The organism is Psychrobacter sp. CX10, assembly GCF_057621575.2.
In genome coordinates, this window is the sequence record NZ_CM177736.1 from 1,233,725 (window position 1) to 1,258,288 (window position 24,564).

Consider the following 24,564-nt stretch of genomic DNA (forward strand, 5'->3'; position numbering starts at 1 on the left):
TTACAAAAACATCGCAAATGCTAATAAGGAGAATAGAATGAAATGGATTAATAGGGCTGCTAAAAAATTTCATGGATTGATGCAAAATGAAAAGACTTATATGCACAATCAGCTAAGAACTATGGTTAGTTGGTACAACAAGGCAGACTCATGAGCTTATATAAAATACGTTTCAGCCCTATGTTAAAACGACTATGCTTACCTATTATCTTTATTGTTCTATTATTTTATACAATTGCTTGTCAAGCTAATAAAGAGGTCGTTATGCCGAGTAAGCCCTTAGAAATTGCATTGAATATTACAGCAAAAGAGCTGTATGAAATGAATCCTGATTATAAGCAATATCAGGAAGCAGATGCTCAGCCAATGGGAGCTACCTTTCAAGGCTATGACTTTCCTCGTTATCAAGAAGCACCACTGCTATTTAAATATTTTAATGATGAAATCCTAATAGATGGCGTGATGTATGTCATGGCATATGATAATGTAAAAATAAACGATGGTCTGTTAACGAATTATGATATCGCTTTTCTCTACAATAAAGATAAAGTAAGTATAAGTGATAAAGAAGCCTATGAGAAAACTATGGCTTTCTTTAAGCAGTTGCAAGATAAGGGTTGGGTTTATGATAATGGTATATCTCATGCACGGCTATCTCCAGATGATAGTTTCGAATTCTCTATAAATCCACTAGGCCATGAGTTTTACTTAGATATATCTAAAGACTTAACTTTTGATGAGTGGATGCAATTGAGTGATTCGCAAATATGGAAAGTACGAAATAATACTGATACGTTTATGGATATACGATTAAACCGACAAACAGATGAAATGACAAATAATCGCCATTATTTGATAATTCTCACTATATACGACCAAATTGAAAAAGTGAAATCGACTGTAGGCGCTGATCATCGAAATGATTGGGAGACGGTATATCCTAAAATTTATTTGAAAATTCCCACTTGGAGATTAGAAAGTGAATCCAAGGCTCTAGAAATAGGCCTCGACATCCAACAAGATCAACCAGACTACACCTTACCAAATGTTCTAGAGAAGACAGGTATCGACACCAGCAAGTTTGTATCAATTGACCCTTATAAAATAACCTTTGAAGAATTCATCAAGCGTCAAGAGTCTGGCGAAGACATGACACCTTACTATGAGAAGCAGTCTTCTAAAAAACCTGAATTCACCTCAAAGGCTAGAGGACGTTGTCCTGAAAATCAGCCTTGTCCTAAATCAGGATTCTGGTTTACCCATGCTAAAGCTGACAGCTGAGCCTACTTCAAATAAGGAACAATTCTGCCAGACTACCCAAACAATAATTGGGGAATTGTCATTTGGCAATTTGATGGAGAAGCTTAGAATAGCTTTAACCACGCCCACCTTAAGCAAGAATACAATCTAACCGCTAGCCCCGATTGTAACGGTTATACTTGGTAAAGCTCAGGGTTGCAGGCGCTTGGCTAGTGGCAGTATCGTAGCACAGGAATGACACTCGCCTTAGCGACTGCCCCTGTGCAAACCAAGATAATAGTGTAAAGCGGGAAATGCTACCAACCTATACCCAAACTGACAGTCACTTAACCCAGCTGGTTCTTATCACAGCCGATACCCCATGGGTAGGTGCTTTTTATAGCAAACACAGCACCCCGCCGATGACGGGAATAACTGATACACAGTCAGACACAGACAGCCGTGATAACATGACCCCTACTCGCCTAGCCTTGTTTGATGCACCTGCACAGCCTATACACCGTATGGAAGCACAAGCAGGCGCAAACTATGGGACACACTTTACACATAGAGCTGATGATCAAACCTTGGTTCAGTCACTTGGTGATGGTGAGCATTTAATCAATGCGGGTAGCTTATTGTCTACCACGCGTCCTAGTCTTTTTAAAGCTGAAAATGAAAAAGCAATAGAAAGCGGCTATCGACATACTGCAAACGGTGGGCATTCTGAATGGGTAACTGATCATAGAACTGATAAAGCCTACTCACAGCTTAATATCAACCAAGGTGATGTCGATGCTACCCTTAAGATGGGTATCATTAACCCAGCAAGCACAGAGTCGACTCCTCAGCGTAACGGCATACATGCCACCACCACGGTACAAGTAAGTGTCAAAACGGGTCAAGCACTGGTCATATCAAGCCAACCCCAAACTCATGACCAAAGCTCTGAGCATGATTATCAACATCATACCCCTACCCTCACCCAAACCAGTCTTGGTGGTCAGCATTTAAGCGAGCGCTTAACCCAGCTTGCCACAGGTTTAGGTCGCAATGTGAATAGTCATAAGGATATCAAGACCCAACTTGAGGCCATTACCAAAGAGCAAACCCAAACCACGCATCATAAAACTCCCTATACCTTAATAGACAGCGCCGCTGATAGCAGTTATGTGAGTGAAGATCTGCTGGTTCATCGCGCTATGGGTGAAATGCTATCAACTACGCAAGAAGATAGGTTTGTGACCAGTGGTAAAACGCACCATCAAGTCAGTGGTGAGTCTACAACTCTTGTGGCAGATGGTAGTGTGAGTATGACCAATGCCAAAGACAATATTATGGTATCGGCGCATACAGGACGACTTGAGGCAACCGCTAAGCAGGATGTGAATATATCGTCTTCAACTAAAGAAGTTGAGGTTGTGGCAACCAATAAGGTAACTATCAATGCAGGCTCAGCGAGTATTACGCTTGAGGGTGGTGATATTACGATTAAGGCCAATGAGTTTGTTGAAAAAGCAGGTAAGCATAGTAAATACCCCCATATTTAAAACACTAAATAAGTAGAACTAAGCTGCCATATTAAGTTTCTGAATCGGCGTAAAGCCACCATTACCCATATTGGGTCTCTCGTTATTATAGTGATTGAGCCAAGCCTCAGCCTGCTGTCTCACTTGCTCTAAACTATCAAATAGCTCCTGATTAAGCCAATCATAACGAACTGTTTTATTAAAGCGCTCTACATAAGCATTTTGCTGAGGATTGCCAGGCTCAATGTATTCGATAACAATACCTTGCTCAGTTGCCCAGTCTTTTAAATCATTGCTGATATATTCAGGGCCATTATCACACCTGATTTGATTAGGTTTGCCACGGCATTCAATCAGTTGATTTAAACTACGTATCACTCTTTGAGCGGGTAATGAGAAGTCAACCTCTATGGTTAATGCTTCACGGTTAAAGTCATCAATGACATTAAAGAGTCTAATAGCTCTACCATCGGTTAAGGTATCGTGCATAAAGTTCATACTCCAGCTTTGATTGACGTTAGCAGGCACAGCAAGCTTTTTGGGTTTGTCTCGTTTAATACGGTGTTTAGGCTTGATTCTCAGGTTTAATTAAAGCTCACGGTAGATACGATAAACACGCTTATGATTGTAAGGTAATCCGAGTACATTTCTTAAGTATAGAAAGCATAGCTTAAAGCCCCAGTTTTTATGGTCGTTGGTTAAGTCAATCAATAGCCTAGCTATCTGCTTATTTTCATCCGCTGTCTTTGGCTGATAGTAATAGCAGGTTATGCTGATGTTAAAGATCAGACAGGCCAAGCGTACGCTAATGGCTCTGGCTTTGATGTAATGCTGAGCAAGCTCTTTGCACCTAGAGGGCGCTACCACTTTTTTGATATAGCGTCCTGTAAGATGTCTGATTTAAGCCGTTCTTCCGCGTACATCTTTTTAAGACGAGCGTTCTCAGCTTCTAATTCTTTAAGACGGGTAATGAGTGAGGCGTCCATACCACCGTATTTGCTTCTCCATTTGTAGTAGGTGCTCTGACTTATATTGTGTTCACGCAGCATGTCACTGACAGGTATGCCTTGTTCTGCCTGTTTGAGTATATTAACAATCTGAGTGTCGGTAAATCTTGATTTTTTTATGTCGAAATCTCCTACTAGTATTTTAGCAGTTAGTTTCTACTTTTAGGTGTTATTGTTTTTTGGGAGGATTACCAAACCAGAAAGGGTTTGGAAGAGATATGATAGTATGGACAAAACCTGAGTTAATAAATACAAGAAGTTTGGGGATGGGAGATGGAAATAGTAACGGACCAAGAAGTTCTCCTTATAAATTTTTATCTAAATATATGGACTATATATTAGCTTAATAATGAGATTTACATGAAGAAAATTATAAATGCTATTATTGTCTATCCTTTAATAGCTATATTATTAATATGGATAAGTACCCATTTGTTCTATAGAATAGAAGCATATAAGATTATGTCGAATCAAGATAGTTATAGCAATTGTGCATCGATTTCCACTTATGAGTTTTCAGATAGCAAACATATAGCAAAAAAATATTTGTATTATACCTGTCGTTTATTTTTGGATGCTAAGACCCTAGCATTCTACTATGATCCAGAAGACGATAAGATTGTAGAACAGAAAATTATTAACTCTAGTTATGAATCTGTACTAATGTCTGACCCTACTTTTTGTGTATATGGTACAACTAATGCTGATAAAACTAATATTTATGAAAGATGCACAGCTTTTATTATAAACTCTTCGATTTTCAACAAAGATGGTCGAATCTTTTTAAGCACTCCTGCCACCATTATTACAGACTCTAAAATAAAAGCGAAGATTAAAGAAGAAGGTAATTTGACTAATGTTGATGAATTTAAAACTTCTACATTTTAAATGTATTAGGGTCTGAAGTAGATAAGGGTTATATATAACACCAATTTATCAGAGTTTTAAGCTGATCAGATGGTGACCCATAATTAAATCTAAACTCATACTCTTTTAAAAAACAGGTGGAAGTTCTTTTTATCTATTCCATGATATTTTATAAGAATACGTTTAGACTTATTACAAAAGTTTTCAATGCAATTTATATGATTACGACCTTGAGCAAACTCTTTAGAATGATTTACTTTAAAATGCTCAAATGCGCTCACATCTAAGGCATTATAACCACGATAGTTATCGGTGTAGATAAAGCTATCAGGCTTTATCTTACGCTTAATAACAGGCATTAGAGTTCTATGTCTGGTATAACCTACATCAATGGTATAAACCTTACCGTTTCGTTTTAAAATACTAAATACGGCTGTCTTACCAGCAGCGTCTAGAACTCCTTTACCTTTGCGTAGACCTCCATAATAACTTTTGTCTAATTTAACTCCGCCATCGAAGACGTCATCTGCTTCAGGTGATAGATAATAGTCTATAACGAGTCTTATCTTTCGATAGTATAATATAGCTTAATTCGGTTGTATACCCATTATATAAGCCGCTGAACAAGCAGTTACTTCAAGTACAAAGTACTCAAGTAACTTTAACTTTACTTTTTTACTTAAGTTAAAACGGGTTAGCTTCATAAAAGTAGTTTAGCATAATGTTTATTTAGTTCAGGCCCATTTATTATTCATAAATTTAATTAGTAACTGTTATACTTGGTAAAGCACAGTGTTGTAGGCGCTTAGCTAGTGACAGTATTGAAGCACAAGAATGGCACTCGCCTTAGCGACTGCCCCTGTGCACGCCAAGATAATAGTGTAAAGCGGGAAATGCTATTACTCTCCAATCAGCCTGTATACGTATTTATTACATCATACCCCTACCCTCAATCAAACTAGTCTTGGTGGTCAGCATTTAAGTGAGAGCTTAACCCAGATTGCCACAGGTTTAGGTCGTCACGTTAATAGCCATAAAGATATTAAGACCCAACTTGAGTCTATTGCTGACGAGCAAACCCAAACCACGCATCATAAAACCCCTTATACCTTAGTCGACAGCGCTGCTGATAGCAGTTATGTGAGTGAAGATTTGCTGGTACATCGCTCTGTGGGTGAGATGCTGTCTACAACGCAGCAAGATAGGATAGTGAACAGTTGTAAGGGACATTATCAAGTCAGTGGTGAGTCAACGACTCTTGTGGCAGATGGTAGTGTGAGTATGACCAATGCCAAAGATAATATAATCGTATAGGCACATACAGGACGACTTGAGGCAACCGCTAAGCAGGATGTGAATACTTCGTCTTCAACCCAAGCAGTTGAGATTGCGGCAACCAATAAGATAACCATCAATGCAGGCTCAGCGAAGTATTACGCTTGAGGGCGGAGATATTCAGATAAGGAGTAAATTATGCCAACACCTACTAATGGAAATCAACGAAACTCATTTGCTATACTTGAAGGTGATAGTATATCGAATGCAGTTAGTGAAGAAATCCAAATTCTAACAAGAGTTAATATTAGTCGTCATATAAAATGTAATTGTAAGCTACCATATGCCGATGATTTTATGAAACACTACTTAAATTATGATGATTACAGTGGTGCCCAAGCTTGGGAAAAAATCGGAGGTAACATCGGAAAAGCTTATGGTGTAAACGGTCCTGACGGTCTACAAAACTCATGTGCTGCAAGAGTAAGTTATGGATTAAACAAAGCTGGAAGACCTATACCTAGAGGAGCACCTTCAGCAAATTTGAATTTTAAGGATAATCAAAGATACATCCTTGATGCTGCCGAAATGAATAGATATTTGCATACGCTAGGAAAACCTGACTATACCTTAAATATTAAAGAAGAATTCAATAAACTTAAATCATCGTTAACTCACGATTATGTTTTTATTATGGCAAAAAAAGGCCATGCAACTGTCGTAACAATTAACTATCAAGATGGTTTTGCTACATCTTATCTTGGAGATGTGTGGTTCCTTCCTACTAGAAGATGCTCTTGTGGATAAATTATGAAAAAAATATTTATTATAACATTATTTTTATTTTTGGGATGTGGTTGTAAAGAAACAGCTGTAAAAACATCGACTAGTGAAAAAGATGTTATTCAAAAAAAAATTAATAATGAGAAAATTAAATCTAAAGACATCATAACTAATGACCATAATTATGCTGATGACACAGATAAACTACCATCAACTTCTCGATCATCAATCACTATAAATTTTAACGCTAAGGAAAGCTTAGAAAAATTAATTAATGATAATGATTCTAGAGAGTTGGTTTACTTACTACATCCATCAAACAATATGCTTGTTTATTGTTATCATGCCATCAGGTCTGAGTGCCATATTGAGGGGGTACATAACAATGAATATTTTAGTTATGACATCTCTCAAGTTGAAAGTCAAAATAAAGGCAAGCTTACCGCTCCAGGTAATCCTATCGAATCAGCTAAAACATTTCCTGTTCAATGGATGACAGTAAACGATGAATATGCGGTGGTGCAAATGACATCAAAAATTATGAAAAACTCACAGCAACATACCTTGCATGAGCCATTAATTATTTACTATAAAACAGGTATGATGGTTAGATAATTCATTTAAACTAAGTTTATAAATAGCATAAAATTAATTATATAATGTTATTTGTTAAAATATAATAACATTGTCAAGGCTTCCTCCTTATTAACCTGTTTAATGAAGCGATTTTACTGATGCTCGCTAGGCTCGATATATTCATTGATAATCTTTTATATATTAGGCCACTTATTTAAGCCATTATTAACAGTAATATCTGAATAACCTAAGAAAAATGAAGAGACTATAAATTAAAGGGAATTAACTATAAATAAGCTTTAAGACCAACACTAAACCAGCCTTGACACTGGGTTTTTACTAGAAAGCTTCATCCACGCCTACCATTTGGAATAATACAATCTAACCGCTAGACCTGATTGTAACGGTTATACTTAGTAAAGCACAGGGTTGCAGGCGCTTGGCTAGTGGGATTATCGTAGCATAGGAATGACACTCGTTTAGGGACAGCACCTGTGCAAACCAAGATAATAGTGTAAAGCGGGAAATGCTACACAGGCCTCACAGATAACACAGGCGACGCTAACGCCAACCTTTTAATATCTAAACAGCGAACATAAGCTGTCAATCAATACCTTATTGGACGCGGTATTGACGCAAGCTGCCTAACTACCTCAAGTTAAGTATATACCGACCCTATAGCCAGTAATGACACCGAAGAGGGTAAAGCCTGTGATCAGCCTATTGAATTTACCCTAGGTGAAAAACAATGACTATATTCATGCCAACTCTACATAACACAGCCCTACACATTCACCTTGACAGCATTTACGCCTCCGAAGTTAGCACTCAAGCGGCTTATGCCAGTCAACACTTAGATATTAATGAGCATAGCAAATGGCTTGATGCACTGATTAATAATAGAAATGAACTATCCTCAATCTACTCACTTATCCCAAACGATAACTCACAGCATGTCCAGCACAGTATAGACACCTATGCCATTAAAACCTATAACCATGAGCGCCATCAGTCTCCCCTTAGCTCAAAGGCGCATCTTATTCATTCTCCCTTGACCTTAAGCTTTGACATCCCAAGTGGTATTGACTACCGCCACCTGAATGTGGCTGGATAAATAATTCTTATGGTGAAAATAGCCCCGGAGGAGTAGAAAACACATGCGCAACTCGAGTAAGTTATGGTTTAAACAAAGCCGGTAAGCTAATACCCGCTAACATAGATGGGTTAATAAGAATACGGATGGTATGAGATATATTCTATCTGCTAGACTTATGGGACGTTATATTAATAAACTTCCTAAACCTCACTATTCAATAACATCCCAATCTCAGTTTGATGCTATAAGAAGTAACATGCCATCAGATAGCGCTTTTATAATGGTTAGCAACAAACATGCGGCTTTTGTGACAAAAACCTGGGATGACGGCGGTTATCAAAGTGCGTTCGGTGATATATGGTTTCTACCTAACAAAGGTAAATGTAATTGTGGATAAATTATTATGAAAAAATTATTCTTATTAACTTCAGTTGTTATTGTATTAGGTTGCACATTTGACAGCTTAAATTCAGAGTTTTCTAATGCATCAAACTCGGACTTAGAGTCTAATCAAGTTCAAGATGAAAATCTGGATGGCATTAAAAATTTTAATGATGAGCTCGCTTACAATGATATCTATTTTGAGCCAAGTGAAGTAGATGATTATGACTTCAAGCCCTTTGAGTCTGAAGGTAAGTGGGGTTATAAATATAGAGGTAGAGTAGTTATTGAACCTGAATATTCTTCTGCAGATTATTTTAAACAAGGATATGCTAGGGTTGAAAAGAATAACAAGATGGGTTATGTAGACCGTCAAGGAAACGTTGTTGTCGATTTTTTATATGAGCGTTCATCAAACTTCTATGATGGTATGGCTAGTGTCCAATTAAATAATAAGTGGGGAATAATAAATACCAAAGGCGAAGTATTACTTCCTTTAAAATACGACTCAATTGATCATTTTAATGAAGGATTAGCTTCTGTTAAAAGAGATGGAAAACGAGGTTACATTAATGAGCAGTTTGAAGAAGTTATCGAGTGTATCTACGATGAAGGCTACGACTTTAATGAAGGTCTAGCCAGTGTTCAACTTAATAGTAAGTGGGGTTACATTAATAAAAAAGGAATGGCAGTCATTCCATTCATATACGATGATGCTGATAGATTCAGATTTGGGGAAGCCCAAGTTATAAAAGGTAGAGAAACATTTTTAATAGATATGACTGGCAAACGTCTTAACAAACCAGTCACTGTTGATTACCTATACAAACTTGAATAGTTTGTTTGAAAGTAGTCAATTTACATTGCATGAGTATTAATGACCCCTGCCCTCAAATCTGTACACATAATCTTGTGAGTTTTTGCTACGCTGCTTGACAATTATATTCAAACCACACCTGTTTTGGCGATCTCGTATCGTACCCGTACCCATATAAATATCCATAACAATGTGGTTAGCATGACAACGCAGCGGCTAGGCACATGTCTGTTAGCGTCTATCGCGTCCGGGTCTAACCGGCTATCTACGTCACACCCAAACGATTAAGCACACCCCGCCACGCTTGAACATCACCAGTAGCACGCCCAGCGAAGCGGACAATATGATTTATAACATCGGTGCGATACGCTTTCATCAAGCTCTACATGATTGGGTTCACGTACCCGTACTTGCCATAACGCATCGTGTTACTGCCCTACCTAGCCACGTTAATGTTCAGCGATTTAATACGGATGCAGTATCACATCCACTGCAATGCACAGTCACCACATCCGTCTATGACTCAAGTGTCTTTACCGTCAAGCTAGCCATGGATACCCCAGCCGCCTCTGCTCATGTAACAGACACCCAAAGTATCGATGATGCTCAAAGTGCGATAGACTTACCACTAGGTATTTCTTTATTTAATGTATCAGGTGCTCTAGTATGTGCTATGGCAATAGTGGTAGCTATCTTAGGTAATCAAGGGGGAAGCATATTAGGTGCATGGGCAGGAGAAGAGATTTACGATGAAGCTGACGAATAAAATAAATGGGGAAATTTTCCAATGGAAGAAGATGTGTGGTTTGCATTATCTGATATTTTTGTAGATAGCGAAATTGATTACAAATTTATTGCTTCAAAACTAAAAAATATACCTCACGAATTAATAAAAGAAGCATTATTTTACAAGCTTGCTCCTATTTATGGATCGGTCTATTTTACACCAATACCACAAGAATGGATGGGTTTTGATAAAGCTGAGGTAATAATTAAAGTAAGAAGACACATTAATAAATACAGTAAGAGTAAAATATATAGACTTAAAACAAATATGTTAGGAGCTTTTTATAGTTGCTTTTTGAATGATGTATGGAAGGAACTTAAACTTGAATTAGACAAATATAATAATAAGTTTTAATGTTTAAAGCATGCTTTGATGAGTAAATATCAATACACAGTGCGTTATGAGCAATACATAGTTTCTATCAAGGATATACTGATAATTTAATGGACTACTCATTTTTTTTAGATTCAACGACAAAAATAGTGGTGGTAGTAATCAGTACCGCAATCATATGTGGTCACTATTTAAATGGCAGTGGGATCTACTTAGAGAAGACAGAAGTGTGAATTAAAACTATAAAACTAATAAATTTTGGGGTTATAGATATGTTTAAGATTATGTATATAATATTTCCGATTTTTACTATAGCTAGTTGTTATGATTTAACAAATAGAAAATCAAATTTAGAGAACCCTATTGAAGATTGTCACCAATTTACATCAATTGACGAGTATGAGTTAATAGAGCCTGTGATACCTGTAACTGGTATAGAAAGAAAAAATCCAATTATTCTTGTTTCAAGAGTTGAATTTATCAAAAGATTAAGACATTCGAAATTATAGAATACTTTAAGTGATAAATTCGAAGAAAATGAAGACTATACAGATACTTTTACATTCGAAAAAAGTGAAGGATATATACGAGTTTTAGGTGATAATTATATAAATAATATTACATATGGCTTCAATGATGCTTATAAAAGAAATAAATTTGGGCATAAGTTAAGTGAACGAGACAAGTTTGAGATGGAACAGACTATTAACTTAATAATTGATGATGAAGAAGCGAGTACTAAGTTATTAGATGAGCTTTACACAGACTATTTATACAAGATAGATAATGAAATAGTATTAAACGAAAACTCGGGTGAAAATAATAAATTTTATCACACTCATAGATTTTATAAAGGAATATTATTTGAATTATGGGGCTTAGAAAAATCTAGTCATCGTATTAAAGAATGTAATTTGAATATGGTAGAAAAATTGACCATAAGCTAAACCTGAACTCATCTCAATGGCTCGAGGACGTTGCCCTGTAAACTAGACTTGTTCTAAATCAGGATTTTGGTTTACCTATGCTAAATCTTAAAGCCGAGGCTACTTCAAACAAGGCACAATTCTGCTAGACTATCCAAACAATAATTGGGGAATTGTCATTTGGCAATTTGATGGAGAAGCTTATAATAGCTTTAACCACGCCCATCCTAAGCAAGAATACAATCTAACCGCTAGCCCCGATTGAAACGGTTATACTTGGTAAAGCACAGGATTGCAGGCGCTTAGCTAGTGGCAGTATCGCAGCACAGTAATGATACTAGCCTTAGCGACTGCCCATGTGCAAACCAAGATAATAGTGTAAAGCGGGAAATGCTACTTACTTTTCAACTAGATTAATGAGTCAGACAAAGCTAACTGATTCGAGCAACTCACACTCTGATATTGTCGGAGCGGATCATGGTGATATAAATGAGACTTAATATACCCGTATTATCCATATTTATAGTCAATCTTTTTACACATCATTTTGATATACAAAGAGAAGATTTAAATATTAAGGATAAATTTCAATGGTATAACAATTTGTATGTTAAAAAACAAACCATTGAAACTGATACTAATGAAGATAATATTAATAGAATTCTTTATACATCAATTAATATTCTACATCAAAATTTTTTAGATGAAGAGAATAGAGCTGTATTAGGTAAATACAAACCAGTCATTCCTAAAAGAAGTGCACAATCAGTATTTCATTTTGAAAATAATTCTTACAAAAGTAAAATTGGTATTAATCATGATAAAAAATTGATTGAATATATTATTATTATTCCTACCAACGAAAATATATACAAGTATGACGTAAGTTTTGACAGATTAGTTCTAATTGAAAACAAGGCTATTGAATATGAATACGATGATGACTCTAGACTTACTAATGAATATAAAATCAAATCTATTTATTCCTCAAAAAATTACCCTAATATTAAGATTGAGTTCTTCAATAAGTTTGATAATACAGAGTTGAATAGATATTTATATTTAAAAGAGAAATCAGACCAAATAAATTCATTTCAATATGTAAAAATATCTATCAACCAGGTGTAATGTACAAAATCTACGCTGAAAAACTTGAGGCTAGTCTTATGGATATAATTCAGGCTATCCTACAGAGTACGTCACTAAAAAGCTCTTTACCAACTTTAGATTAAGTAATTAATTGAATTAAATATAACAATTATATTGTCGTTTTAACCCACTTAACAGACTTTCAATATAATTGGTAATATTTGGTATTTTCAAGTTATACAACTCTATAAGCAATAAGCTAATTACTATTAGTTTTTTATGCTTTTATAAGCGCTCTAAAATGTTTATGGGTTAACCATATTTTGTTTAGAAGATGAAGCAACTGTTCAAGCGTTTTACAATCCTTAATTAAATTTAAAATGCTTAAAGTTTATAAAAGTGTCAATTATCAAGTAAAGCATTAAATTATTGAGATACCAGTGAAGCACTTAATCTTACTGGTGTAATTAAGCTATTTTTAACAGTCTGTAAGCCAATTAAATTAGAAGATATAATCCAAAATATTGGTTCAATACGCTATTATCAAACACTGCATGACCGATTTAACGCAACCTTATTTGCCATCACTTATTTTGTAAACTTAATTCCTGACATAATTATTATCCAGCACTTTATTACTTATATTACGCTTGATACTCTAGCCGCCTTTGCTCCTGTGACAAATATTCAAAGTATCGATGATGTTCACAGTGCAATAGGTTTGGCACTAGGAATTTCTTTATTTTGTGGACCAGGTGCTCCAGTGTGTGCTATGGCAGTAGTGGTAGGTATCTTAGGTAGTTTAGGGGGAAGCGTATTAGGTGCATGGGCTGGTGAAGAAATTTACGATGAAGCTCAAGAATATATTGAATGGGACATTTTCTAATGGAAGAAGATATGTGGTTTGCATTATCTGATATTTTTGTAGATAGCGAAATTGATTACAAATTTATTGCTTCAAAACTAAAAAATATACCTCACGAATTAATAAAAGAAGCATTATTTTACAAGCTTGCTCCTATTTATGGATCAGTCTATTTTACACCAATACCACAAGAATGGATGGGTTTTGATAAAGCTGAGGTAATAATTAAAGTAAGAAGACACATTAATAAATACAGTAAGAGTAAAATATATAGACTTAAAACAAATATTTTAGGAGCTTTTTATAGTTGCTTTTTGAATGATGTATGGAAGGAACTTAAACTTGAATTAGACAAACATAATAATAAGTTTTAAGGTTTAAAGCATGCTTTGATATTTAAATCCGTATTCTTGGTATAATCTATTTAAAACTAAGTATGGATAACCATGTTATACGAACATAGTGGTACTGAAATAGCTGATCCTATAATCCTTGAAGACCAATGGAAGACTATGAAAGGGACTACCGTACCTAATATCATTGCTACATATTCTTATCATTCGGATATGTCAAAATAATAAGAATTGAGAATTTAGTATGATAAAAGTCGCTCTAGTTACTCTATCTCTTTTTTTAGTAAGTTGTGAAACTTCTGAAAACACACAAATTGAAGGCTCTGCTAAACAAGGTGGACTATCGTTATATAAAGCATTAATAACAGCAAATAACTTACAATCAATCACTCGTTCTGATTTTAAAAACATGACAGAAATAACAAAGGCTGCCATGAGACTAGTTTCTAATGAAACAGATTTGATTTCAGAGTCGAATATTCTTGGTATCTATAAGCCTTTTACTCCCAAAGCCAATAATTGGATTAGATATAGTTTTGAGACTACAGATATTCACTTATCTAAATGATAGCAAAGAAAGAAGTATTTATATTAGTAACATTGACAAACAATTTATATCAACTGAATTTCAATTAGATTTAAAAGACCTTAATATCACTTATTTAATATGAATTAATAAAGTCTGAAACTAATGATAATTTATACGATGCCGATTTTGTCTATAAATCAAATGACTATGAAGATATACTAATCGGATTTAAAGCTATTGGTTTGACAGAGAATGACATTTAAAAATACGATGAACTTGAGTCTTTACCAAATAGCATCACTTCTATCAGAGTATATTCTTCACAAGATAATGAAGATTGATGTTCGATTCTAATTTTATGATAAACCTACTGCTTGCATTATATGAAATAGAATAACTTACTATATAGACAAACTTAATCAATCATCCGCATAGAGACCCAAACAGGCAGCAATTATGTTAGCCACTTCACCCATAGAATCCATGATGAAACCTTTATACAATCCATTGGTGATAGCGAGCATCTAATAAATACTGTCAGTCTGCTCTCATACAATTGACCTTGCCTGTATGCCATAAATGATGAACTATCAATCGAGAGTGGTTCTCTATTTGTGCTTTAAGGCTTAAATCTGCATACATCTGTTTAAGCCTACGGTTTTTTTCTTCAAGATCTTTTAAGCGTTTGACGTCAGACGCTTCCATGCCTCCGTATTTCGACTTCCACTTGTAGTAGGTCGAGCTAGCCATACCGTATTTACGGCACAGCTCTTTAGCAGGTATTCCAGCTTCTGCTTCTTTTAAAATTGATACTATTTGGGTTTCAGTCATTCGTTTGCTCATGTTAAAACTCCTTATGGGTATTTTATAAGAAATTCTACGTTTGAGCTGTGTTATTTTAGGGGATAGTTACACTGCTTCTTTCGTCTGTGGGCCTGCCAGCCCAATATGTTTTTTAGCATTTGTTTATATTGGAGGGTTGGAAGGTGGATGAGCTGGGGCTGAACTTTCAAGAAAAATCTACGAAGAGTCTGAGGAGTATGTAACATGGAATGTATTTTAGGAGAACAAGAGATTTGGTACCCTTTGTCTGATTTGTTCATTGATAATGAGATACCATATGAATCTGTAGCTAGAAAAATATTTAATTATTCGAATGATATAATCGAATACACATTATTTTATAAGGTTGCTCCAGTTTGCGCACCGAATTTACTTACTGCTGCTCCAATAGCTTGGGGAGGGTTTAATAAGAAAGCTTTAGAAGAAAACATCACCAAACATGTTTATAAGTATAGCAATTCTAAAGCCTATAAATTTTTAATAGATATAAAGGCTAGTATCTACAAAAGAAAATTTAAATCTGAATGGGAAGTGTTGAAAAAATATATAGAAAATAAAAGAGGTCAAACCTTATAATTTGAAATATTACTTAGATGTGAGAGTCATATGAAATAGAATAACTTACTAAATAAACTAAATTTATTAACCGATTAGAGACTGTTGTGTATTGTTCAGGTATAACTTCCAAATTCAAATGGCTTTTTTAGACTCATTGCTTATGACGTCATTCCTCTTCTGCACTTATCATCTTAAGCATCTTGAAAAAGCTATGAGTAGCATTTGCTTCAAGCCCACTGTAATTAACCAGAACAAGTCTATCTAAATTGCCACCTTTATGTTCACGATCTATATAGCCCTGTATACTTACACGAACAGAAGTATCGCTATTTTCTAATACAAACTTAATTAATTGCTGTTTAAGCTTTTCTTGACGCTGGTTTATGGTCACTATTTGCAACTCACCACTCGACACCTCTAATATTAACTCATTATTTAGTATTTTTAAATCACCCAAATAACTATCTGTACCGCCGTTATATTCACTTTTTGGAATATTGGCAGGGTTGCTCGCCAATTCAGCATTAAATATTTTGTCATAGTCTTTCACAAGCGCTTCTATATATTCTGATCTGACGTCTTGACTAGCTATTGACATATCGTTGACTCGCTCAACCAGCATCCATGTAACTGGCTCTTCGCTATCTGCTTGCATAGTTTCAGGGTCATAACCGACAAGCGCCAAAGGTGCAGCTATTCCTTTAGGTAATAAATTCGCACTAACATCGGGTTTATTAGCGACATATATACCCCTAACCTCAATATTATCTTCACCTGCCTCCACGGTGATATTAGGGTTTATACGGTAAGCTGGTAATGAGTCGGGTAGGTTAAAAGAGGCTTCATTTTGTGCATGGTATCGTTTATCTAAATCGCCAATTCTCCATCGAAATAAATAAGTTGACTCGAGGTTTTTAGCCATGATCTCGGCCAATTTATGCCATTTCTTAAATTCTATCTGATGCTCTTTGTTCATCCAATCAATAGGATAATTAATCTCTATAGTCTTAATACTTTTATTGACGTGTTCGGCACCTACTAAAGCACTAGAATCTCCGTCTACTATCTCTAGTCTATATAATTCATCCTGCGTACGTTTCATATAAGGTAAGACTTGATCCCGCCAAACGATGTCATATTGTTCATCTTCAGGGCGGCCTTTAAGGTCATAGGGTAAGTTATTAATATATTGTTCAAGCGCTTGTTCTGACACTATCATTATACTGGCATATGCATCATTCATGTTTTCAAAATACTCAGGAGAGCTATAACGCTCGAGTAAATAAATCTCTTGCGGACGTATAATATACGTATCTTCAAGCTGTATGAGCTGTGTTGAAGCGTCTAAGACTTCTTTAGTCTCTAAAAGTTGCTCACGATACGTTGTTTGACATCCACTAAGGGCGAATACTATTGCCGCACCTATGAAGAACTTGATTTTATAACTCATGAATTTTAATGACTGTTGTATCATGATAGTTTGTGCTCATTATTAAATTCTATAGTATGCGAGATAAATAGGACGTTTTATACTGCTTGATATAAATTTTTTATTATTCGATGTCTAGACGGTTGGTTTCGCTCAAATACCAAATGGTTTTCCATTCGAGTCTTTTTGTAATTGGCATTATTTGACCTCGTTCAAAATGCTTTGGTTCGTTACTCGATGGTGTCCACCATAGCCCCGTTTGAGGGCAATTCTCACCTGCTTCGCAACGTAGTCGTTTGGGTTTAACTGCAGCATTTCTACCACCTGTATTAGCAATTCGCTCAACCAGCATCCATTTGACGGGTGCTCTACCTACCGCTTGCATGGTTTCGGGGTCATAACCCACGTACGCTTCTAAGGCTCTGTCACTCTTAGGTATTATTTGAGCACTGGCATCGGCTCTATTAGGCACATATATGCCGCCCACCTTGATAATGTCACCTGTTTTAAAGGCCATCTCAGGGTTTAGTCGATAGATTGGCCAAGACTCGGGCGCATCAAGTGGTCCTCTTGCCATAGCGCTGTAGCGCTCAGTTAAGTCACAAATGGTCCAACCAAAGTAGCTAGAGATTTTTAAGTTAAAAGAACGCATACTTGCTTCTCTCTCCCATTTATCGTATTCCGCCAGTTGCTCTTTTGGCATCCAATTCACATCATAATCCATATTAATCGCACGAAATGCGCTTTCTACATTGCCACCATACCCTAATGCGGTATAGTCTCCTCTTAACAGCTCTTGATAGCCTATGTTCAAGCTATCTAACACAGCGCGAAGATTCGGTAAAACACGCTCACCCCAGATGATGTCATACTGTTTATTGAGTGGTCGTCCTCTTAAGTCATAAGGCAAATCGTGCATAAAGACGTCAAGTGCTTGCTCGCCCACTGCTAACATGTTGGCAAACGCATCACGCATGTCTTTAAAGTATTCAGGTGAGCTATACCGCTCAAGCAAATAAATCTCTTGAGGTCTTATGGTGTAGTCATTCATATAGTTTTAGTTTCAAATTGTTTATGGTTTAATACGATTAATAATTAGTATGAGGTAATATCTTTTTATTGCAGATCTATCCCTCTACACCTCTAACATCAGGTTAAGTTTCATAAACATCGATTACGTAGCTACAAAAATCCTTCATTTTTATTTATTACTTTAAAGGCTTTTACCTTACCTTTGAACAATGGCTTTCCTTATCTATTTTTATCAATATCATGCCAACCAATATTAATATTAACTGGATATTATTGAAATAAAGCATATTTACTAATTTTGAATAATTAGAGTACATACATCTTTAAAAGCTACTTATGGCCAAAATATTCTAATAATCACTATATATTTAACTAAGTTTAACGTTATAAAATTATATCAGTTAAGCTATATATCATATAAACACTAGCTTGTGATTAATATGTGTGGTTTGATTTTGATTGTCTTTTAAACGTTTCTATCGATGATGCATAAAGGAGGCTTAAGTTTTCCGCCAAAGTCAGCTTCATATAAAAGATTAAATTTTGAGGTATAAAAAAATATAATTCATCAATAACATCTACCTTAAATCTACAATAAGCCTTTTGTAAAATTTTTAAAGCTTTTACCTTAGGAATTAGACTGGTTGTTAACTATAGATATTCTAATTTTTTATATCTAGTTAAGCGGTTTAACTTTATAAGCTATTCATAAACTCAATTTCAGCTTGTGTTTTTAACCTATTAGAATAATTAAATCTTTGTTTAATATGTTCCAACTCCTTGTGCATTGATTTGATATTATAGAATTTAGCTAACTCTATTAGAATACTATTGTCGTAGGGATCAATTTTTTCAATCTTGTTTAGATACTCTAATTTTTCATTTTCATGTGAGTTGTGATATTTATGCCAAAGCAATCGATAATTCATTGGATTGAATTTTTCAGCTATTAATATATTTCGATTAAGTTCATCATTATTAATTGGCAGAGCTATTCTATTCAAATAGAAATCAATATAGTTTTTAGCAGCTTCTAAGCGATTTAATCTATCTTGAAGCATATTCATTTTAATTAGTACTTGATCATCTCTAGCATCTGGAAATAAGAGTTCAATTGAATAAACTAAAATATAAGTATTTTGAGTTTTCATTCCTAGGTTATAAACATTTTCATAGGCACTATGTTTGTCTTTTTGAACCAAATATTGATTATATAAAAGCTCTAGAAACTCATTGTTATGATCATTTTTTTTAACAATCAAATAATCAATAGCCTTATCATAACCTTGCGTTAAACTTATTAAGTTAGCCGTAGTAGCTATTGACTCATCATTTTCAACTTCTAATCTTTTTAAAACCTCAATAGCCTCATGAATATTATTTTCACGTAAATATAATCCACTTTGTACCGATGATAGAGTTGGATTTTTAATCAAATCTTTATCTTTAATTGATATTAAAAGTTCTTTAACTTTATCAAAATTTGTGTTCAAAAAATTATAGAGAACATTATAATTATAATATTCAATTTTTAACCATTCAGACTTTGAATTTATACTCTCAATACTTCCTAATTGTCGTTTCATATTAGGCATATTGTCTGTTTCATAAGCAATGAGTAATAGCCCATACTCTCCATATTCAGTAGATTCTTTATTAGAACTATTTTTAAGTTCAATAAATATTTCCATAGCCTTATCAATAGCACCAACTTTTATATTATTTAAACCAACTATATACAGTTCAAACTCTTTATTATCATAAAGAATATCAGCATCAATATAATCAATATGACTTTTATTCATAAAATCATTAAATGTAGAATCATCTTCGAATTGAGAACAAGAAGCTAACAACATAAAACTCGTGTATAAAACAACTATTTTTATAATATGATAATAAATCATGGCGCATCTTCTTCTTATACTATTTTTTGTTTTATACCTACTCAACCCAAGTCTTCGTAAGTTGTACCACTAGGTATCTTACCATGTATAGGAATTGGGGTATGCAACACATTGAAATGACTATTTATCATTTGGGCACTTATATTTTTCACATAAAACCTATACCCTCAAGGTGTAAACAATCCACCACACTTAATTTAATTAACTCCTTGCCCAACCTCATTTACGATGTCTTCATTATACCCTTGTGCTGTTCCATTTGGAGGTATTCTATTAGGAACAGTAGTTGTTGGTAGCCTAATTTTTTAAACTTAATGGATCCACTCACCCCGTAGTATTATGTGCATAAACGAAGACATTGAAGCCGTCTTTCAATTCAATAGGATCTCACTACATTGTCAGTATCGTTGTCACCCCCTGAGAATAAACTAATTTGTAAAAATTATACTGTTGGTATTGAAGGCAATAACTGCTGAATAAGACAAGGATTAAGACGAGCCTTTAGAAAAACTTGTGGCTTCAATAAAACGCTCGACAACCAATTTAAGACCTTTAAAATCCTGTTTTTACATAAATTATGGGTATGTATAATGTCATCATAATTTTTAAAACACCCCCTATTTTATTAAACCTTTTATATATAAATTTAAGCAAAATTAACTATTATTTATCATCTTCAATATTATTAATATATCTTTTGAGCTCATTGTTTTTTTTGTAAGTTTCTATGTACCATATATCCCATTCTGCAACATAATTTTTCTTATTAATGTAACTATATTTACCTATTACAAATGAAATACTCCATAGCATAAAGAAAGCTAAAGTTATTAATATTACTCGCTGAATATTGTTATTTGAAATCTGCATCTTTTCTCTCCGTTAAAGGAATATAGCGAGGATTTTGAGAACGGAAATATTCATAGTCGGTTTCGTTCCTATCAACTAACTTATCAATATAAATTTTTGCTTTATCAGTCCCCTCGTTATTAATTATTCTATTAACTTCACTTAAATTGTAAGAGTAGTTAGCATTAACTAAATTATATGCCTCATTAATTCTTTCTTTATTTTTTATTGATGTTATAAAATAGCCATGCATAAAACCAAATAAAATTGCTATTACTGCTATATATAAATTTTTCCGATTAATCATTTCATTCCTATTGAACTAAACTGGAGACAAATGAGCTTTAAACTAAAATTTTAAATCTAAAATAACTACCTTACTTTATACTCATGGTCTTTTCTTAAGGAAACTTCATTGCATTCTGCTCCTTGTGATTTAATATATGAAGGTGTAGGAGGCCAAAATACTCCTGAAGGTATAAACTGTTGTTTCTGTTGACTTACTTCAATATAATGTACATCAGCTTTATATCCATCATCGAGAGTATAGGATGCATTAGTAGACACTAAATAAACATCATTACAATCTATTCTTAGTACATTAGATAAAGGTCCATCACCTCTCATTACTTTTGATTGGTTCATAGCCTCTGGTGGAGTTATACTTCCGCGACTAATAATGCCTATTAACCTCAACGTCTCAATCCATCCACTACAATTCGGCGCATAAGCAAACATATTATCGCCACCATTTAATACAATCGCGTCTATTGAGATAACCATGCCTAAATTAGGATCATAATAGCGTAAACAGTTGTAATGTAGTCCTGTCTCCTCGTCGAAGTGCTGCCCTTGAAAGCGTATCGGCTGTAGTTGATTTGAAGCGATCTTTAATTCGCCAATATTTTGCGTGATATACTTTTCTTTATTAATTACACCCCACGCCTCATAGTCTGCTAGCCATACCACCTCTCCATTTTCATTGGTTAACTCATTGGGCGTACCAAGTTGATCGTTATGATAGTAGTACACCTGTATACTTTGCTTATCATCATTTTCTAACCACACTGCTCTTGCCACTGGCGCAAAGCTGCTTTGATCGTATATGGTCGTAAATACTTGATCTTCAGTATATTCCTGGATCGCTTGGTTGCCATTCCAAAGTATATGCGTTGATTTGTTTTTAGTTGCCTTTTTATTACTAGTATCACTTTGTTTATGTATACGTCGTCCAAAGGCATCATAATAGTAATGCGTTGTATTTATAACGGTATCGCTACCTTTTTGAGCTTTAGTTCTGTTTTAATGAGCTCGTTATTAGGCTTATACCTAAAGCTTAGCTCTTTTTTTAACTGAACTAGGCTATTGTTTAATTGCCGATTCGCTCATTGAATGTTATCGGGTGTGATTTGATTAGTTTACGTACGACTCTGCCATGCTCATCATAATGATAGCTGATACGTTTGACTTGGCTGATCAGTTCTGTGTGGTCTACCTTGGGTCTTATATTGATTAGATAAAGCTATGTCATCTTTGATAGTGCTTTCATGAGCAGATTGTCTATTGCTTGTGGCATCAAAGGCGAATTGCTAAATGAAATGGCTGTTTTGGCTTTTAAGTTTGTGCTGAGTCAGACGACCTATAGCATCATATTTATAGTGATGATTAGGGATAAATGGTATAAGGTTATTGTCGAGATCAGTTAGGTCAGTTTGACCTTGGATGTCTGTTAGCTGACCTAATGGGTCATATTGAAATTGACGGCTGATAACTATATGTTCATCTTTACTACTTTGTTAATTTCTTAATCTCCCCATAGGATCAATATCAAAGACGCTGTGTACGCTTCCTTGTTGTCTAAAGACCTCAATGTGAGTTTGTTGCATTCACTATGGCGTAGTTCGACATGCTCATCGGTATTTGGATCGAATAGGCTTTGATTAAATAGGTGTCTCGAGCCGTAATGTATCTGTTTGATGACTTTACCATCTGTTAAGGTGGTGACTATGTCGTTACGAATAACTTGTATCGCATCAACTATTATTATTGAATAGCCTTCATAACTTTCTTCATCGTTATAAGGAAAGTCAATTTTAAATGAAATTCGTGTTATATAAAATGTGTTTATATTATTTGCTAAATAATATTGTAATGGACAAAATATAAGTCTGAATTCAAGCAGTTAGTCTCTAATGTACAATATCAGGCTAGTGAGCATAATTTGCCACTGGGCATTATTTTTGTATATGCGAACTATTTTACTAATAAGAGCTTCTTATAACAAAGATTATATTTTCTTTCTGTTATATCAACATATTCATTATAAATATCTATCTTGTATCCACAATAGCCATTTTTTTGTATTAAATACTCACCTGAAAAAAAACTTTTATTATTATTCTTTACTGAGATGTTCAATTTATTGTTATCTGAAAATAAGTACTTTCTTTGAATGCTAATTTTTTCAGATTGATTATTTTTTAACTTTGTAGAGCTTATAAACATATCTTCTACTTCTTCAAAGGTAGGTTCAACAGATTTTAAATTAGTTTCACTTTTGTAAACCTTTAGAGTGTATTTTGAATAGTTTGTAATAGTTATTTCTGGAGAGATAAATAATGTATATATTGAAGATACTAATACATATAAAAGAATAATCACAATTAAAATGATGTATATTGATTTTTTCATTGCGAGAATTACCTTAAAATTCTTATTAGTTCATCTAAAAAAATAATGTTCCACATTTTGCCTCTTTAAAACTACTGTCTGGTTTAAATTTAATTAGGTTTAAAATTTTGTGGCTGTAATATCGCGGCTTAATGGGAATGTTTAAAAAATTCAATGCCTATTTAAATTCCAGTATTGAAATAAGTAGCATCGAATTTAAACTAAAGTATAGATACTTGACTAAAAATTTAGCGTAGTTAGAATCTTTTTAAAATAAAATTATTAAAATCCTATAGCTAAACTACTTAACCAGTAGAAGCTTTTTATAGCAGAGATTAAATTTACTTGTATCTACAATATGTAATCCATCGTAAACATTGATTTTATATCTACAAAAACCATTTTTTGAAATTTTAAAACTCTCTTCATAAATTGTTTCTCCATGTTCATAAGATACACCGATTATTATATTATTTTTAGATGTAATCACCTTGGAACTAACATCATATGAGTAACTGGCGTTTGGTTTTAGGGATACTTCGCTAAGAAACGAATTTTTAATGTCATCATATTCAGGCTCTATTTTACCGTTATCTAACTCAATTTTAGCTATTCTTATGACCTCATTTGTGTTGTTAACTAATTTTACATTTGGACTGATTACATAAGAATAGAGCCATGAGATAACAACGAGGCATAAGATAATAATTAATAAATATTTAAAGTATTTCATCATTAAATTCCAAAAAATTCACTGGTTATTAATTATCTTAACAATAATATTAACTTTTGGTATTGGTAAACTATTGTATGGTTTAGATGTA

At 34.2% G+C, this 24,564-nt stretch carries 25 protein-coding genes and 4 pseudogenes; 19 read left to right on the forward strand and 10 right to left on the reverse strand.

Annotated features, from left to right (window positions below):
- Positions 1-37: 37 nt before the first annotated feature.
- The 3 genes from AC21OH_RS04850 (at position 38) to AC21OH_RS04860 (ending at position 2,789) form a co-directional block, all read left to right on the forward strand.
- Positions 38-154 (forward strand): DUF2515 family protein, encoded by a 117-nt coding sequence (locus AC21OH_RS04850; RefSeq protein ID WP_491140183.1) that lies wholly within the window; start codon positions 38-40, stop codon positions 152-154.
- 110 nt (positions 155-264) lie between these two features.
- The gene (locus AC21OH_RS04855; RefSeq protein ID WP_491140196.1) at positions 265-1,281 is read left to right on the forward strand and encodes a hypothetical protein; all 1,017 of its coding nucleotides are present in this window, start codon (positions 265-267) and stop codon (positions 1,279-1,281) included.
- A 272-nt stretch (positions 1,282-1,553) separates the two neighbouring features.
- Positions 1,554-2,789: a DUF2345 domain-containing protein gene (locus AC21OH_RS04860; protein WP_487371498.1), complete on the forward strand. Its 1,236-nt coding sequence runs from the start codon at positions 1,554-1,556 to the stop codon at positions 2,787-2,789.
- An 18-nt stretch (positions 2,790-2,807) separates the two neighbouring features.
- On the opposite strand, the pseudogene AC21OH_RS04865 reads toward AC21OH_RS04860, so the two are convergent.
- Positions 2,808-3,895: pseudogene (locus AC21OH_RS04865) on the reverse strand (IS3 family transposase).
- A 240-nt stretch (positions 3,896-4,135) separates the two neighbouring features.
- On the opposite strand from AC21OH_RS04865, the gene AC21OH_RS04870 reads away from it, so the two are divergent.
- The gene (locus tag AC21OH_RS04870; RefSeq protein WP_487371499.1) at positions 4,136-4,663 is read left to right on the forward strand and encodes a hypothetical protein; all 528 of its coding nucleotides are present in this window, start codon (positions 4,136-4,138) and stop codon (positions 4,661-4,663) included.
- A 28-nt stretch (positions 4,664-4,691) separates the two neighbouring features.
- On the opposite strand, the pseudogene AC21OH_RS04875 reads toward AC21OH_RS04870, so the two are convergent.
- Positions 4,692-5,346: pseudogene (locus tag AC21OH_RS04875) on the reverse strand (IS1595 family transposase).
- Positions 5,347-5,782: 436 nt separating this feature from the next.
- On the opposite strand from AC21OH_RS04875, the gene AC21OH_RS04880 reads away from it, so the two are divergent.
- From AC21OH_RS04880 to AC21OH_RS04940, 13 genes are all read left to right on the forward strand, one after another.
- On the forward strand, positions 5,783-5,956 hold the full coding sequence (locus AC21OH_RS04880; RefSeq protein WP_487371500.1) for a hypothetical protein: 174 nt from the start codon (positions 5,783-5,785) through the stop codon (positions 5,954-5,956).
- Between the two features lie 159 nt (positions 5,957-6,115).
- Positions 6,116-6,724, forward strand: coding sequence for a T6SS effector amidase Tae4 family protein (locus tag AC21OH_RS04885; RefSeq protein WP_487371501.1), 609 nt, complete (start codon positions 6,116-6,118; stop codon positions 6,722-6,724).
- Between the two features lie 3 nt (positions 6,725-6,727).
- Positions 6,728-7,315, forward strand: coding sequence for a hypothetical protein (locus tag AC21OH_RS04890; protein ID WP_487371502.1), 588 nt, complete (start codon positions 6,728-6,730; stop codon positions 7,313-7,315).
- A 721-nt stretch (positions 7,316-8,036) separates the two neighbouring features.
- Complete coding sequence (locus tag AC21OH_RS04895; protein ID WP_487371503.1) at positions 8,037-8,390, forward strand: hypothetical protein; 354 nt, start codon at positions 8,037-8,039, stop codon at positions 8,388-8,390.
- A 385-nt stretch (positions 8,391-8,775) separates the two neighbouring features.
- Positions 8,776-9,591 (forward strand): WG repeat-containing protein, encoded by an 816-nt coding sequence (locus AC21OH_RS04900; protein ID WP_487371504.1) that lies wholly within the window; start codon positions 8,776-8,778, stop codon positions 9,589-9,591.
- 322 nt (positions 9,592-9,913) lie between these two features.
- Positions 9,914-10,336 (forward strand): hypothetical protein, encoded by a 423-nt coding sequence (locus tag AC21OH_RS04905; protein WP_491140204.1) that lies wholly within the window; start codon positions 9,914-9,916, stop codon positions 10,334-10,336.
- Between the two features lie 21 nt (positions 10,337-10,357).
- Positions 10,358-10,711 carry a DUF7079 family protein gene (locus AC21OH_RS04910; RefSeq protein ID WP_487371506.1) on the forward strand — a complete coding sequence of 118 codons (354 nt, stop codon included), beginning with the start codon at positions 10,358-10,360 and terminating at the stop codon, positions 10,709-10,711.
- A gap of 671 nt (positions 10,712-11,382) precedes the next feature.
- On the forward strand, positions 11,383-11,637 hold the full coding sequence (locus AC21OH_RS04915; protein ID WP_487371535.1) for a hypothetical protein: 255 nt from the start codon (positions 11,383-11,385) through the stop codon (positions 11,635-11,637).
- Between the two features lie 468 nt (positions 11,638-12,105).
- Entirely contained in the window at positions 12,106-12,744 is a 639-nt protein-coding gene (locus tag AC21OH_RS04920; RefSeq protein ID WP_487371534.1) for a hypothetical protein, read from the forward strand.
- 682 nt (positions 12,745-13,426) lie between these two features.
- Positions 13,427-13,591 (forward strand): hypothetical protein, encoded by a 165-nt coding sequence (locus AC21OH_RS04925; RefSeq protein WP_487371533.1) that lies wholly within the window; start codon positions 13,427-13,429, stop codon positions 13,589-13,591.
- Positions 13,591-13,944, forward strand: a complete 354-nt coding sequence (locus AC21OH_RS04930; protein WP_487371532.1) for a DUF7079 family protein — start codon at positions 13,591-13,593, stop codon at positions 13,942-13,944. The genes AC21OH_RS04925 and AC21OH_RS04930 overlap by 1 nt, the downstream gene beginning before the upstream one ends.
- A 72-nt stretch (positions 13,945-14,016) precedes the next feature.
- Complete coding sequence (locus AC21OH_RS04935) at positions 14,017-14,148, forward strand: hypothetical protein (RefSeq protein ID WP_487371531.1); 132 nt, start codon at positions 14,017-14,019, stop codon at positions 14,146-14,148.
- 19 nt (positions 14,149-14,167) lie between these two features.
- A complete protein-coding gene (locus AC21OH_RS04940; RefSeq protein WP_487371530.1) occupies positions 14,168-14,491 on the forward strand; it encodes a hypothetical protein in 324 nt (107 codons plus the stop codon).
- 570 nt (positions 14,492-15,061) lie between these two features.
- Here the strand turns inward: AC21OH_RS04940 and AC21OH_RS04945 are convergent.
- Positions 15,062-15,295, reverse strand: a pseudogene (locus AC21OH_RS04945) (transposase); the annotation flags it as partial.
- A gap of 204 nt (positions 15,296-15,499) precedes the next feature.
- Here AC21OH_RS04945 and AC21OH_RS04950 point away from each other — a divergent pair.
- Positions 15,500-15,871 carry a DUF7079 family protein gene (locus AC21OH_RS04950; protein ID WP_487371529.1) on the forward strand — a complete coding sequence of 124 codons (372 nt, stop codon included), beginning with the start codon at positions 15,500-15,502 and terminating at the stop codon, positions 15,869-15,871.
- Between the two features lie 148 nt (positions 15,872-16,019).
- Here the strand turns inward: AC21OH_RS04950 and AC21OH_RS04955 are convergent, their stop codons facing one another.
- The 3 genes from AC21OH_RS04955 to AC21OH_RS04965 form a co-directional block, all read right to left on the reverse strand.
- Entirely contained in the window at positions 16,020-17,303 is a 1,284-nt protein-coding gene (locus tag AC21OH_RS04955) for a hypothetical protein (protein ID WP_487371528.1), read from the reverse strand.
- Between the two features lie 103 nt (positions 17,304-17,406).
- Positions 17,407-18,333 carry a hypothetical protein gene (locus AC21OH_RS04960; RefSeq protein ID WP_487371527.1) on the reverse strand — a complete coding sequence of 309 codons (927 nt, stop codon included), beginning with the start codon at positions 18,331-18,333 and terminating at the stop codon, positions 17,407-17,409.
- Positions 18,334-19,009: 676 nt separating this feature from the next.
- A complete protein-coding gene (locus AC21OH_RS04965) occupies positions 19,010-20,173 on the reverse strand; it encodes a tetratricopeptide repeat protein (RefSeq protein ID WP_491140211.1) in 1,164 nt (387 codons plus the stop codon).
- Between the two features lie 485 nt (positions 20,174-20,658).
- Between AC21OH_RS04965 and AC21OH_RS04970 the strand changes: the two are divergent.
- Positions 20,659-20,812 (forward strand): annotated as a pseudogene (locus AC21OH_RS04970) (IS1 family transposase); the annotation flags it as partial.
- A 262-nt stretch (positions 20,813-21,074) separates the two neighbouring features.
- On the opposite strand, the gene AC21OH_RS04975 reads toward AC21OH_RS04970, so the two are convergent.
- From AC21OH_RS04975 to AC21OH_RS04990, 4 genes are all read right to left on the reverse strand, one after another.
- Entirely contained in the window at positions 21,075-21,377 is a 303-nt protein-coding gene (locus tag AC21OH_RS04975; RefSeq protein WP_487371674.1) for a hypothetical protein, read from the reverse strand.
- A 65-nt stretch (positions 21,378-21,442) separates the two neighbouring features.
- The gene (locus AC21OH_RS04980; RefSeq protein ID WP_487371673.1) at positions 21,443-22,150 is read right to left on the reverse strand and encodes an RHS repeat domain-containing protein; all 708 of its coding nucleotides are present in this window, start codon (positions 22,148-22,150) and stop codon (positions 21,443-21,445) included.
- Between the two features lie 1,173 nt (positions 22,151-23,323).
- Positions 23,324-23,761 carry a hypothetical protein gene (locus tag AC21OH_RS04985; RefSeq protein ID WP_491140214.1) on the reverse strand — a complete coding sequence of 146 codons (438 nt, stop codon included), beginning with the start codon at positions 23,759-23,761 and terminating at the stop codon, positions 23,324-23,326.
- A 280-nt stretch (positions 23,762-24,041) separates the two neighbouring features.
- Positions 24,042-24,476 (reverse strand): hypothetical protein, encoded by a 435-nt coding sequence (locus AC21OH_RS04990; protein WP_491140217.1) that lies wholly within the window; start codon positions 24,474-24,476, stop codon positions 24,042-24,044.
- Positions 24,477-24,564: the final 88 nt, after the last annotated feature.